Here is a 12,967-nt window from a genome sequence, read left to right as displayed (position 1 = left end):
CCTCATGGAAAGCGGAGCGGACGCCCCCCGGCACAGGGGGCGGCCGCTCCGTCGTTCCGTCTAGTCCTCGTCGGTCCGCAGCGCGGCGATGAACGCCTCCTGGGGGACCTCCACGCGGCCGATGTTCTTCATGCGCTTCTTGCCCTCCTTCTGCTTCTCGAGGAGCTTGCGCTTGCGGGAGATGTCGCCGCCGTAGCACTTGGCGAGGACGTCCTTGCGCAGGGCGCGGATGGTCTCGCGGGCGATGATCCGCGACCCGATCGCCGCCTGGATCGGCACCTCGAACTGCTGGCGCGGGATGAGCTTCTTCAGCCGCTCCGAGAGGCGCACCCCGTAGGCGTAGGCCTGGTCCTTGTGGACGATCGCCGCGAACGCGTCGACGCGCTCGCCCTGGAGCAGGATGTCGACCTTCACCAGGTCGGACTCCTGCTCGCCGTCGATGTCGTAGTCGAGCGAGGCGTAGCCCTTGGTGCGGGACTTGAGCTGGTCGAAGAAGTCGAAGACGATCTCCGCGAGCGGCAGCGTGTACCGGATCTCGACCCGGTCGGTCGAGAGGTAGTCCATGCCGGTCTGGACGCCGCGCTTGGTCTGGCACAGCTCCATGACCGTCCCGATGTACTCCTTCGGGGTCAGGATGGTGGCCTTGGCGACCGGCTCGGTGATCGAGTAGATCTTGCCCTCGGGGAACTCCGACGGGTTGGTGACCTCGACCTCCTCGCCGTCCTCCTTCACCACCTGGTAGACCACGTTCGGCGCGGTCGAGATCAGGTCGAGGTTGAACTCGCGCTCCAGGCGCTCCTGGATGATCTCCAGGTGCAGTAGGCCCAGGAAGCCGACGCGGAAGCCGAAGCCGAGCGCGGCCGACGTCTCGGGCTCGTACTGGAGCGCGGCGTCGTTGAGCTGGAGCTTGTCGAGGGCCTCGCGGAGGTTCCCGTAGTCGGAGCCGTCGATCGGGTAGAGCCCGGAGTAGACCATCGGCTTCGCCTCGGTGTACCCGGGCAGCGCCTCCGAGGCGGGGTTCTTGTTGAGCGTGACGGTGTCGCCGACCTTCGACTGGCGCACGTCCTTCACGCCGGTGATCAGGTAGCCGACCTCGCCGACGCTGAGGGCCTTCGCGACCACCGGCTCGGGGCTGATGACGCCGATCTCCAGCAGCTCGTGGTCGGCGCGGGTCGACATCATGCGGATGCGGTCGCGCGAGTTGAGCTTGCCGTCGACGACGCGGACGTAGGTGACGACGCCGCGGTAGACGTCGTAGACCGAGTCGAAGATCATCGCGCGGGCGGGGGCGTCGGCGTCCCCGGTCGGGGGCGGGATCTGCGCCACGACCGCGTCGAGGAGCTCGGCCACGCCCGCGCCGGTCTTGCCGGAGACGCGGAAGACGTCCTCGGGCTCGCACCCGATGAGGTTCGCGAGCTCCTCGGCGTACCGGTCCGGGTCGGCCGACGGCAGGTCGATCTTGTTGAGCACCGGGATGATCGTGAGGTCGTTGTTCATCGCGAGGTACAGGTTCGCGAGGGTCTGCGCCTCGATGCCCTGCGCGGCGTCGACCAGCAGGATCGCGCCCTCGCAGGCGGCGAGCGAGCGGGACACCTCGTAGGTGAAGTCGACGTGCCCGGGGGTGTCGATCATGTTGAGGACGAAGCCCCCGCCCTCGGCCGCGCCGGAGCGGGCCGTCCAGGGCATGCGCACGGCCTGGGACTTCACCGTGATGCCGCGCTCGCGCTCGATGTCCATCCGGTCGAGGTACTGCGCGCGCATCTGGCGGGCGTCGACGACCTCGGTGATCTGCAGCATGCGGTCGGCCAGGGTGGACTTCCCGTGGTCGATGTGCGCGATGATGCAGAAGTTCCGGATCGACTCCGGCGCGGTCGAACCTGGCGCGTTGGTCACGTTGACCTTCCCTCTCGGCTGCACGGACGTGTGGCTCGCAAGCTTCGCCAACTCCCGCCCGCGCGCCGCTCGTGGTCGCGGCTCGGTTTGTACGGGGCGGGCTTGACAATTCTGCCTTACCGGCCCGCGTGCCCCCGCACACCCAGCGCGAAAAGGCCGTCCCGCTCACCACGCGGGGCGCGAGGCGGCCCCGGACCGCGGTGGTCCGGGGCCGTCGGAGTCGTCGGCTACGCCGAAGCGGCGACGGGCTCGCGCTCATCGGCGCCCACGGCCCTGGCCCTGGCCGCGACCGCGCCGATCGTGAACAGCACCGCGCCGGCGGCGAGCCACGCGGCGAGCGTGAGGACGGCGGTCTCGGCCCCGGCGCCGTCGAAGTAGGCGACCGAGCGCACCAGCGTGCCGCCCGCGCCCGGCGTCAGGAACTGGCCGAACGCGCCCCACGGGGCCGGCAGCAGCTCAGGGGCGGCCGTCATGCCCGACAGCGGGTTGCCGACGAGCATCACGATGATCGCGCCGATCGCGAGGCCGGCCCGGCCGAGGAGCTTGAGCAGGCCGAGGATCGTCCAGGACGAGGCGGCCATCGTCAGGGCCAGCGCCCCGGCGACCGGCCAGAAGTCGCCGTCGATCGATTCGAGGACGTACAGCAGGATCGCGGCGACGCCCGCGCCCACGGCCGGCGGCGCGAGAACCGCGGCCGCGATCTGGCGGCCCGTGCCGCGCACGGTGAGCCCGATGAGCGCGGCGATGATGATGCCGCCCATCGCCATGGGCAGCGCCGAGGCGGCGAGCCCGGCGCCGTTGGGGTCGTCGGCGGGGAGGGCCACGACGTCTTCGACGGTGACCTGGACGGTCTGCCCGGTGGCCTGGCCCATCTGCGCAGCGATCTGGTCGGCGATACCGGTGACCAGGCGCGCGACCGTGGGTGAGGCGGCCGTCGCGGTGTAGGCGGTGACGCCGTCGGGGGCGATCTGGAGGGCGGCGTAGACCTCGCGGTCCTCGATGAGCGCGCGGGCCTCGTCGGCGTCGGCGGCGGCCGTGACGTCGAAGCCGTCGGGCTGGGCCTCGTCGAGCTGCTCCTGGACCGCCCCGGCAGCCTCGTCGGCGCCGACGACCGCGATGGGGACCTCGTGGGGTCCCATGTCGGAGGAGGGCCAGGCGAATGCGAGGGTGATGAGGCCGACGATGAGGGCGAGGCCCACGCTGAGCCCGATCACCCGCCCGACCGGGGTGCGTGCAGGGGTGGTTTCCATGGCGGTTTCCAATCGCTTGCAAGATACGTTCCGTATCTTGATAGCCTCAACGTAGCATAAGAAACGATGGGTATCTAGGGGGACCGGGTGGAGCGGAAGACGGCGTCCAGACGCCGCGGCGAGGAGCTTGAGCAGGCGATCCTCGATGCCGCGTGGCAGGAGTTCAGCGAGGTCGGATTCGCCAGGCTCACCATGGAGGGCGTCGCGAAGCGGGCCGGCACGAGCAAGCCGGTGCTGTATCGGCGCTGGTCGAGCCGGGTGGAGCTGATGATCGCCTGCTTCGCGAGCCGCATCCCGCAGGCGAGTTCGGTGCCGGACACCGGGTCCCTGCGCGGCGACATGGTTGCGTTGCTCACTGTCGCCCGCAAACGCATGGCGATGATCGGCCAGACCGCGATGCTCGGCATGCTCACCGAGGTGAGCACCGACCCCGAGATTCGCGGCGCGCTGTTCAGCGGCCTCGTCAACGAGCTGACGAACATGCTCTACGAGGTGGTCTACCGGCGGGCGATCGCCCGCGGCGAACTCACCGAGGAGCAGCTCACCCAGCGCCTGCTCAGGCTCCCGACCGACTTGGCGCGCAACGAGTTCCTGATCTTCGGCGAGATCACCGACGAGGCGGTCGCGAGCATCGTCGACGAGGTGATCATGCCCGCGCTCCGCGCCCGCGGCGCGGCGGTGTGAGCACCGGGGCGTAATGTGCGCGACAGCCGGGGACCGGGAGGCGAGCGGGGCCCGCGACCTGGTGTAACCTGGCTCGCGGTCATGCTCCCAGGGCGTGCGTGTTGCTCGGGTCCTGGTAACGTTGACAGGCGCTCGGAGTGCCCTCTGCCTTCGACGCGATCAATTAAGGAATCCAAGCGATCACGAAACTGAGGCTTCACGCGTGGCGAACATCAAGTCCAAGGAAAAGCGCATTCTCACCAACGAGAAGCGCCGCATCCGCAACAAGTCTGTGAAGTCGTCGCTCAAGACGTCCGTCCGGAAGTTCCGTGAGGCGTCTGCCACCGGCGACGTCGCAGCCGCAGAGGGCTACCTCCGCGCCGCCAGCCGCGAGCTGGACAAGGCCGCGACCAAGGGTGTCATCCACAAGAACCAGGCCGCGCAGCGCAAGTCGAAGCTCGCCGCCTCCTTCAACAAGCTGTCCGCCGCCGCCTAAGCGCGCAAGGCGAAGAGCAAAAAGCTTCAGAAGGCCCGGGGCACCTGCCCCGGGCCTTCGGCATTCCCAGCACGCCCCTCCGGCTCCGGCTCCGGCTCCGGCTCCGGCTCCGGCTCCCGCTCCCGCTCCCGCTCCCGCTCCCGCTCCCGCTCCCGCAACAGCACGATGTCGCACCCGCCGGGCACCATCAAACCGGGGGCGGCTCAATCCAACCCACCATCTGCCCTGCCCAAATTCCTGCGTTCCCGCAGACATGTCGTACCCGCCGGGCACCATCGAAGCCGGGGGCGACTCATCCCGACCCGCCATCTGCCCTGCCCGAAAACCCGCGTCGCACAGACTTGTCGCACCTGCCAGGCACCATCGAAGCCGGGGCGACTCATCCCAACCCACCATTCGCCCTGCCCGAAAACCCGCGTTGCGCAGACTTGTCGCACCTGCCAGGCACCATCGAAGCCGGGGGCGACCCATCCCAACCCACCATTCGCCGTGCCTGTCAACCGTGCCGGTTCAGGGCTCCCGCGACGAGGTCGTTGAGCTTCACCATCGCGGCCACCGCGAGCGGCAGGATGAGGACGACCCACCACGACACCAGCTCGGTCAGCGCCATCAGCACCGCCAGCGCGACCGCTCCCTCGAAGAGCAGCACGCACATGACGTTCGACAGGTAGAGGTGCTTGATCCCCAGCGCCCGCGCGTACCAGGGCCTGCGGGGTCGGCTGACCCGTCCGTGGCGGTACTCAGACACGGCCCCTCCCCGCGGCGCTCAGTCGGGTGATCTGCAGGATCGCGTGCTCCAGCGCCCACCCGCGGTCGTCGGCGCCGCCCTTCACCTCGCCGTTGAGCCGCGCGCACACCTGCATCGCCTCGGCGAGCGAGTCGGCGGTCCAGTTGCGGGCCTGTTTGCGGGCCTTCTCGATCTGCCAGGGCGCCATGCCGAGCTGGCCGGCCAGCTGCGCCGCACCCCCGCGCTCGGCCGCGACGCGCGACAGGTTCCGCACGGCCATCGCCAGCGCGTCGGCGATCGGCACCGGGTCGACGCCGATCTGCATCGCCCAGCGCAGCGCCCCGAGCGCTTCGGCCGCGTCGCCCGCGATCGTCGCGTCGGCGACCGTGAACCCAGAGACCTCGGCGCGCCCCGAGTAGTACTGCGCGACGCTCTCCTGGGTGATCTTCCCATCCGTGTCGGCGACCAGCTGCTTGCACGCCGATGCGAGCTCGCGCAGGTCCGACCCGACCGCCTGGATGATCGTGTCGGCGATCTCGGCCGACGCCGACCGGGGCGAGGCCCCGGCATCGCGGAGCTCACCGCGCACGAACGCGACCCGGTCCGGCTGCCGCTTGATCTTCGAGACCCGAACGGGGTCGATCCCGAGCTTCTTCAGGCCCTCCGACAGCGCCTTGCCCTTGTTGCCCCCGTTGTGGCACACGGCGAGGTAGATCTCCGGCGCGGGCTGCTTCGCGTACGCGAGGACCGTCGCGATGGTGTCCTTGTCGACGTCCTGGCCCGACTCGATGACGCCGACCACCGCGCCGCCGAACAGGGTCGGGCTGGTCAGCTCGGTCAGCGCCCCGTTCGTCAAGTCGCCCCCCGCGATGCGGTTGACGGCGGGAGCGGGGTCGTGTTCGGGCATCCCGGCGCGCACCGCCTTGATGTACTCGGCGGCGGCCCGCTCGGCGAGGAATTCGTCGTCGCCCAGGATCAGGCGGATGGGTTCAGGTGCGGCCACGGCACCATCCTCCCATGCCGGGCGGGTCACTCAAGGCCGTGACCGGTCCGGCGCCTTCCTCGCAGTGCCCGTCTTCTGATGATGCGTACCGAATCGCCCCGTCGCATCCGTCTCCCTATCACCCGAACGGCGTCGCCCGGTAGTCGTTCCCTCACATCAGGCCTCGGTCCTCACCTCGAACCGTCCTCCGTTCTGCGACACCGTGATCCGTCCGTCCTCGTCTGTCCGGAACACGAGCGCGCCGCGCGCTTCGAGGATGCCGAGCGGCCCCGGGTCCGGGTGGCCGTACTCGTTGCCCGCGCCGACGCCGACGAGTGCCACCGCGGGGTTCGACGCCTCCAGGAACTCGCGCACCTGGAACGAAGACCCGTGGTGCGGGACCTTCAGCACGTCGACGTCGAGCGCCGCGGCGCGGTCCAGGAGCGCCCGCTGGCCCTCCAGTTCCACGTCTCCCGAGAGCAGCACGCTCGTCCCGGCGACCTCGGCGCGCACCGCGACCGAGTTGTTGTTCGGGTCGGACCTCGTGCCGCTCAGCGGGTCGGCGGGCGGCCCGAGGACCTCCAGTCGCGTCTCGCCGAACGCGAACACCTCCCCCGGCACGGCTTCCAGCAGCGGCACCGCGCCCGCCCGCTCCTCCACCAGTTCGAAGCCGTACCTCGCCTCTCCCGGCGGCGGCGCGAGGATCGCGTCGACCTCCCTCCCCTCCATCACGCCGCCGATCCCGGCGGTGTGGTCGATGTGGAAGTGCGACAGGACGAGCAGCGCCACCCGGTCCACGCCGAGCGCGTCCAGGCACGCGTCGATCAACGCCGGGTCGGGCCCGACGTCCACGACCACGGCCGCGTCACCGGCGGGCAGCACCAGCGCATCACCTTGACCCACATCGCACATCGTCACGACCCACCCGGAGGGCGCGCCGCCTCCGAACAGGCACGCCGGGACCGACCCGAGCCCGGCGGCGAGGAGCACCGCCAGCACCGCGCGGCGCAGCCGCCGCACCTGGAGGAGCCCGATCACCAGCGCGAGCACCACGGCCGACCCGAGCCCCCACCAGACCCCGCCGGGCACCGGCAGCAGGGCGCCCGGCACGTCGGCACCGGTGCGCGCCAACCAGATCAGCCACCTCGCGGGCAGCGCGGCCAAGTGCGCTCCGAACTCCCCCGCCGGCACCCAGACCGCCGCGGCGGCCGCGGCGCCGACCGACAGCACCACCACCGGCGCGGCCACCAAGGCCGCCAGCAGGTTCACCGGCACCGACACGAGGCTCACTCCGCTGCCGAGCCCGACGAGCAGCGGCGTCACCGCCACCTGGGTGGCCAGCGGAATCGTCACCGCCAGCGCGACCCCCTGCGGCCAGCCGCGGTGCTCGAGCGGCCTCGCCCAGCGGAACGCCAGCAGCAGCAATCCGACGCACGCCGCCACCGACAGCGCGAACCCCGCCTGCGCGGCCATGTCAGGGTCGACCAGGACCACGAGCAGCACCGCGGTCGCCAAGGCGGGCATAGCGGCTCTCGGTCTTCCGGCCGCCAGCGCCACGAGCGTCACCCCGGCCATGACCGCCGCCCGGAGCACGCTCGGCTGCGGTCCCGCGACGACCACGATCGCCACGGCGGCGACCGCGCCCGCGAGCACCCGGACCCGCGGCCCGGCGCGGCATGCGACGGCCACCGCGAGCACCGCGCCGACCATCAGGCTGAGGTGATATCCGGAGACGACCACCAGGTGCACGAGCCCGGTCGTGCGGAAGTCGGCGGCGAGCTCGGGGTCCATCAGCGACGTGTCGCCCACGGCGAGAGCGGGGATGAGCCCGGCCTCCGGCTGCGGCACCGCCTCGACGGCCTCGGCGAGCCGGTCCCGCACGTGGGCGGCGAACCGGTGCTGAAGCGCGGGCTCGCCTTCGAGTGCGGGCGGCCCACGGGCACTGACGACCGCCGCCGTGAGCCGGCCCGGTTCGGCCTCCCGGACCACTGCGGGCACGGTGACCCGCTGCCCGGCGTCGACCTCCAGCCATTCGCCGCCGCTGGCGACGAGGAGGACCTGCCAGTTCCCTTCGACGGTGACGTCGTCGGTCTCGAACGAGCGCAGTCTCGCGGTGGCCGTGACCATGTCGGGCCGACGCGTGGACTGCTTCGGCACGGTGTGGAGAACCAGTTCCGCGTTCCCGTGCGCCTCAGCGGAGGCCAGCGCCGCGAGCCCGGGATGGTCGCGGGCGGCGACGTGCGCCGTGGTGACCCCGGCTCCGAGCATCGCTCCGAACGCCACCGTGGCAGCCGCGGCAGCGGCGCCGTGCTCGTTCCCGAGCCGCAAGGCGACGAGCACGATGCAGATTGTCGTCGTCGCCAGCCCGACGACCGTGCCGCCGTACAGCACTGCGAGCGCGGCCGCCCACACCCCGGCGGCGACGAGCGGCAGCCGCCAGTCCCGCCGCACCACTTCGGAAGGCGCGGGCCGGATCGTGAACTCGGCGCTCACGACAGGCCTCCGGGACGCCTCAAGCGGTTCGACCAACGGCCGCACTCGTCCGAGTCCCGATCCCGATCCCGATCCCGATCCCGATCCCGATCCCGATCCCGATCCCGATCCCGATGACAGGATGCGTCCGTGAACCATCCCGATGCAAGCGGAGAACTCCAGACCAAGCTCACAGTGTCACCTGCTCGCGGAGCTGCTCGAGGAGCGCCGACCCGATGCCGGAGACCTCGGACAGCTCGTCGACGGACTGGAAGCTGCCGTTGGCCTCGCGGTACTCGATGATGCGCTCGGCGAGGACCGGGCCGATCCCGTTGAGGGCGTCCAGTTCCTGCGCACCGGCGACGTTGATGTTGACGAGGCCGCCCGCCCCTCCGCTGGCACCGCCCGGAGCGAGAGGAGGCGCCCCTGACGCGGCGGCGTCGGGAACGGCCACGAGGTCGCCGTCGGCGACGACCCGCGCGAGGTTGAGGTACCCGGGATCGGCGCCCTCGGCGAGGCCGCCCGCGGCCTCGATGGCGTCGGCGACGCGCGACCCGGTCTCGAGCTCGACGATGCCGGGCTTGTTGACCGCGCCGGCGACGGAGACGACGATCATCGCGGGGGCCTCCGCCGACGCCTCAGGTGCGGTCGCCGGGGCCGTGGCGGCGGGCTGGGACTCGGGCCAGGACAGGATCGTCACGGCGAGGCCGACGGCCGCGACGAGCACGCCGACGATCGCCAGCACCCAGCGGTTCAGGTGCGAGAGGCCGAAGCGGTGCTGCAGGCGTTCGAGCCGGTCCTCGAACCGCCGCGCCGGCGGTCCCTTCGGGATCGGTTCGGGCCGGGTCTCGCCGCTGTCGGCGTCGACGGTCTCCCTGCAGACCTCGCCCTCTGCCGCATGGAGCTTCAGGCGGAGCCGGGCGGCGAGCGCCGCTGATTCAGGTGGCTGTTCGCGGTTCATGCCCGGGTCAACGAGCGAAGGTTACGGCCGTGACTGAGATTCTTCCGGCCTGTGGATAACGCAGCGCGACCTGTGGATAACCCGGGTTCAGCTGGACCGCGGCGCTTCCATGCGGGTATAACGCCCGGCGCCCGTGCCTCACAACATGAACGGAGGTTCTCCGCATATCGGACACTTGGGGACTCCCCACTTCAAACCTACGCCGCGCCACCGACAACCGTCGTAAGTCAGGACCGGCGACGCGTAATGACCCCGACCAGGCCCGGCCCGCAGTGCGCGCCCACGGCGGCGCCGACCTCGGTGACGTCCATGCGGCGCAGCCGGCCCTCGAAACGCTCCTGGAGCCACCCCGCGAGGGCTTCGGCGCGCCGTTCGGTGCCCAGGTGATGCACCGTCATCTCGACTTCGGCCTCGCCCGCGTCGGCCACCGCGAGCGCCGCGAGCCGCTGGAGGCCGCGGGTCGGGGTCCGGACCTTCTCGATCACGTCGATGCGTCCGTCTTCCACGCCCAGAATGGGTTTCACCGACAGCGCGGTCCCCACGATCGCCCGCGCAGCGCTGATGCGGCCGCCGCGGCGCAGGTACTCGAGCGTGTCGAGGTAGAAGTACGTCGTGGTCCGCCCGATCGCCTCCTGCGCGGCCGCGGCCGCCGACAGGAGGTCGTAGCCGCGCTCCGCCGCCTCGACGGCGGCGAGCGCCGGATACCCCACGCCCATGCCCGCTCCGAGCGAGTCCACGACCGCGACCCGGCCGCCGAACCCCGCGGCGGCGGCCTCGGCGGCCGCCACGGTTCCCGAGAGCCGGCCCGACAGGTGCACCGAGACGATCCCCGTCGCGCCCTCGTCGAGCAGCCGCGTGTACGTGGCCCGCAGCTCCTCCGGAGGCAGGCCGGACGTGGTCACCGTCTGGCCCTCGCGCATCGCGCGCAGGATCTCCTCGGCCCGGACGTCCTCGCCTTCGCGGTGCTCGGCGCCGCCGAGCAGCACCGGGATGCCGAGCACCGTCAGGCCCTCGTGCGAAGCGCGCAGCGCTTCCGGAAGGGCCGAGGTGGAATCGGTTACGACGACGACGGTCACCCGGCCACAGTACCTAACCCGCGGTCTCGGCCTCCGAGACCACGAACGGGGTCCCCTGCTGGCAGGTGGACATCATGCCGGTGTCGACAACGCCGTGCAGCGTGACCTGCGCGCCCGCGTACACGACCGACGAGTCGAAGCTGCCGAAGACCCCGTACACGGTCCCCTCGAACTCCAGGATGAGGCAGCCGGACTCGACGCCGGCCTGGATCGTGCCGGTGATGGTCGTCTGCGAGTCGCCGACCGGCTTCGACGTCTCGTCGAGCGGCGGAAGCGAAGGACTGTCGGTCACGGGGCTCTCCTCGGTCGTTGCGTCGGTCGGCGATGCGCTGGGGCTCGCGGTCGCGGAGGTCGTGGCGGCGTCGTCGTCGGAGCCGCTCCCGCCCGCACCGCACGCAGTGAGGGCGGCGAGCAGCAGGCCGCCGGCCAGCAGCCCCGCGGTGTTCGCGATTCGTCTGATTCGGGAAGTTCGCGTGTCCATGACGGTTCGACGTCTCCGGTCCCGGCGCGGTTGCACCTCGACCGAAGCCTAGATCCCTGCGAGGGACCCGGTCCAGCGCTCGGCCGCGAATACTCGCGCTACCGGGCCAGCTGGCCCTTCGCGAGCGGGCTCGCGCCGACCGTGTGCGGCGCCGGCACGCCGAGGTTGTAGCCGAACATGCGCCACTTCCCCGACCGCATTCGCCGCAGGTCCGCCCAGTGCGCGTTGTCCATGCCCGAGAGACTGCTCGTCGGGACCTGGTCCCAGCCGAGGATGCCTCCGACGATCTGCCGAGCCGAGCCGCCGTGGCAGACCACGACCGCGGTCCCGTCGACGTCGGAGTCGATGATGTCCCGGACCGCTTCGGCCGTGCGCCGGTGCAGTTCGTTCCACGTCTCGATATCGGGGTGCTGCAACGGCTCACCCGCGCGCCAACGCCGGTGGTCCTCCGGGAACTGCTCGGCGATCTCAGCGCCGGTCAGCCCCTCCCAGGGCCCGTAGCCGCGCTCCTGGAGCCGCTTGTCGAGCTCGATCTCGACCCCGGTGGCCTCCGACACCGGCTTCGCCGTGTCGATCGCCCGGCGCAGGTCGGAGGAGATGATCCGGGCGGGCTCGTACCGGGCCAGTTCGGGACCGGCCTCCACGGCCTGCCGCCTCCCCGTCTCGTCGAGGTCGATGTCCGACGATCCCTGGATGCGACCGGCGATGTTCCACTCGGTCTGCCCGTGGCGCACGACGAGAAGGCGGTTCACCGCTCGTCCTCGTCTTCGGCGCCGCTCACCTCGGCGCGGCGCTCGCGCTCGACTTCGGCCTGGTCGACGAACTCGATCTCCGGGCAGTCCTTCCAGAGCCCGTCGAGCCCGTAGAAGTCCCGGGCCTCCTGGTGGAAGACGTGCACCACGATCTCGTTGTAGTCCAGCAGCACCCACTGGTCGCCGCCCTTGCCCTCACGGCGCAGGGGACGCGTGTCGTGCTCCTTGATGAGACGCTCCTCGACCGCGTCGACGACCGCGTGAACCTGCCGCTCGTTCGAGGCCGAGACGATCACGAACACGTCGGTGAGCGCGATCTTCGAGGTGACGTCCCGGAGGTTGATGGCGAAGGCCTTCTTGTCGGCCGCCGCCTGGGCTGCTGAGAAGGCCAGGGTCATGGCGGTTTCGCTTGCGGTCACGAACGCTCCTGTCGACGAGTCTGCACCGGCGCTCCGCCGGTTCAGCTCTAGTTTTACACGTGCGGTCCGACGCCGACCTCCCTGTTTCGCGCCGGTCGCTGTGCGACTCGTCCCAGCGATCAGCCGCGGTACAGACCGCGCCCCTCGATGAACGCCGCGACCGCGTCCGGAACCAGGTACCGCACCGGCTGCCCGTCCCGCACGCGCTGCCGGCACTCGGTCGACGACAGGTCGACCGCCGGCATGTCGATGAACTCGACGTCGATGCCGAACGAGGTGTCGACCTCGCTCCGCGAATGCCCCGGCCGGTTCAACGCGATGAACTTCACGGCTTTCACCAGCTCATCGACCCGGTGCCACGTGTGGAGGTTCTCCAGCGAGTCGGCGCCCATGATGAAGAACAGCTCCACCTCGTCGTCGTACTCGCCCCGAACGTCCGCGACCGTGTCGACGGCGTACGTGGCGCCCTCCCGGTCGATGTCGCAAGTACTCACCCGGAACAGCGGGTCGGACTCGATCGCCAACCGCGTCATCTCCAGGCGCGCAGCGGCATCCATGACCTTGATATGAGCCTTCTGCCACGGGTCGCCGGCCGGGACGAAGACGACTTCATCCAATCGGCACTCGAATGCGGCCTCTCCGGCGGCGACCAGATGCCCGAGGTGCGGAGGATCGAACGTCCCGCCGAACACCCCGACACGCCTTGCGCTCTGGTCAATCACAGGCCGAATCCTATCGTGCAATTCCGATTCAGGGCATGCGAAGAAGGCCCCCACCTGATGGTGGGGGCCTTCG

At 70.9% G+C, this 12,967-nt stretch carries 13 protein-coding genes; 2 read left to right on the top strand and 11 right to left on the bottom strand.

What is annotated here, in order from left to right:
• Positions 1 to 60: 60 nt before the first annotated feature.
• Both lepA and ABD419_RS16455 read right to left on the bottom strand, forming a co-directional pair.
• Positions 61 to 1,893 carry a translation elongation factor 4 gene (gene lepA / locus ABD419_RS16460; RefSeq protein ID WP_344488288.1) on the bottom strand — a complete coding sequence of 611 codons (1,833 nt, stop codon included), beginning with the start codon at positions 1,891 to 1,893 and terminating at the stop codon, positions 61 to 63.
• Positions 1,894 to 2,120: 227 nt separating this feature from the next.
• On the bottom strand, positions 2,121 to 3,143 hold the full coding sequence (locus ABD419_RS16455) for a YhgE/Pip domain-containing protein (protein WP_344488286.1): 1,023 nt from the start codon (positions 3,141 to 3,143) through the stop codon (positions 2,121 to 2,123).
• An 87-nt stretch (positions 3,144 to 3,230) separates the two neighbouring features.
• On the opposite strand from ABD419_RS16455, the gene ABD419_RS16450 reads away from it, so the two are divergent.
• A complete protein-coding gene (locus ABD419_RS16450; protein ID WP_344488284.1) occupies positions 3,231 to 3,827 on the top strand; it encodes a TetR/AcrR family transcriptional regulator in 597 nt (198 codons plus the stop codon).
• Positions 3,828 to 4,029: 202 nt separating this feature from the next.
• On the top strand, positions 4,030 to 4,302 hold the full coding sequence (gene rpsT / locus ABD419_RS16445; RefSeq protein WP_344488282.1) for a 30S ribosomal protein S20: 273 nt from the start codon (positions 4,030 to 4,032) through the stop codon (positions 4,300 to 4,302).
• Between the two features lie 496 nt (positions 4,303 to 4,798).
• On the opposite strand, the gene ABD419_RS16440 is transcribed toward rpsT, so the two are convergent.
• From ABD419_RS16440 to nadD, 9 genes are all read right to left on the bottom strand, one after another.
• The gene (locus tag ABD419_RS16440; protein WP_425556085.1) at positions 4,799 to 5,050 is read right to left on the bottom strand and encodes a hypothetical protein; all 252 of its coding nucleotides are present in this window, start codon (positions 5,048 to 5,050) and stop codon (positions 4,799 to 4,801) included.
• A complete protein-coding gene (holA, locus tag ABD419_RS16435) occupies positions 5,043 to 6,032 on the bottom strand; it encodes a DNA polymerase III subunit delta (protein ID WP_344488280.1) in 990 nt (329 codons plus the stop codon). The genes ABD419_RS16440 and holA overlap by 8 nt, the downstream gene beginning before the upstream one ends.
• 156 nt (positions 6,033 to 6,188) lie before the next feature.
• Positions 6,189 to 8,504 carry a ComEC/Rec2 family competence protein gene (locus ABD419_RS16430; RefSeq protein WP_344488278.1) on the bottom strand — a complete coding sequence of 772 codons (2,316 nt, stop codon included), beginning with the start codon at positions 8,502 to 8,504 and terminating at the stop codon, positions 6,189 to 6,191.
• Positions 8,505 to 8,673: 169 nt separating this feature from the next.
• Entirely contained in the window at positions 8,674 to 9,444 is a 771-nt protein-coding gene (locus tag ABD419_RS16425) for a helix-hairpin-helix domain-containing protein (RefSeq protein WP_344488276.1), read from the bottom strand.
• Positions 9,445 to 9,671: 227 nt separating this feature from the next.
• Positions 9,672 to 10,520, bottom strand: coding sequence for a DegV family protein (locus ABD419_RS16420; protein ID WP_344488274.1), 849 nt, complete (start codon positions 10,518 to 10,520; stop codon positions 9,672 to 9,674).
• A 13-nt stretch (positions 10,521 to 10,533) separates the two neighbouring features.
• Positions 10,534 to 11,001 (bottom strand): hypothetical protein, encoded by a 468-nt coding sequence (locus ABD419_RS16415; protein ID WP_344488273.1) that lies wholly within the window; start codon positions 10,999 to 11,001, stop codon positions 10,534 to 10,536.
• A 98-nt stretch (positions 11,002 to 11,099) separates the two neighbouring features.
• On the bottom strand, positions 11,100 to 11,753 hold the full coding sequence (locus ABD419_RS16410) for a histidine phosphatase family protein (RefSeq protein WP_344488272.1): 654 nt from the start codon (positions 11,751 to 11,753) through the stop codon (positions 11,100 to 11,102).
• Positions 11,750 to 12,172 (bottom strand): ribosome silencing factor, encoded by a 423-nt coding sequence (rsfS, locus tag ABD419_RS16405; protein ID WP_344488271.1) that lies wholly within the window; start codon positions 12,170 to 12,172, stop codon positions 11,750 to 11,752. The genes ABD419_RS16410 and rsfS overlap by 4 nt, the downstream gene beginning before the upstream one ends.
• 119 nt (positions 12,173 to 12,291) lie before the next feature.
• Complete coding sequence (gene nadD, locus ABD419_RS16400; protein WP_344488452.1) at positions 12,292 to 12,891, bottom strand: nicotinate-nucleotide adenylyltransferase; 600 nt, start codon at positions 12,889 to 12,891, stop codon at positions 12,292 to 12,294.
• Positions 12,892 to 12,967: the final 76 nt, after the last annotated feature.

The sequence above is a fragment of the Glycomyces endophyticus genome (assembly GCF_039531525.1).
GTDB classification, from domain to species: Bacteria; Actinomycetota; Actinomycetes; order Mycobacteriales; family Micromonosporaceae; genus Glycomyces; species Glycomyces endophyticus.
Note: the sequence above shows the minus strand (reverse complement) of the source record. Positions and strands in the feature narration are given on the sequence as shown.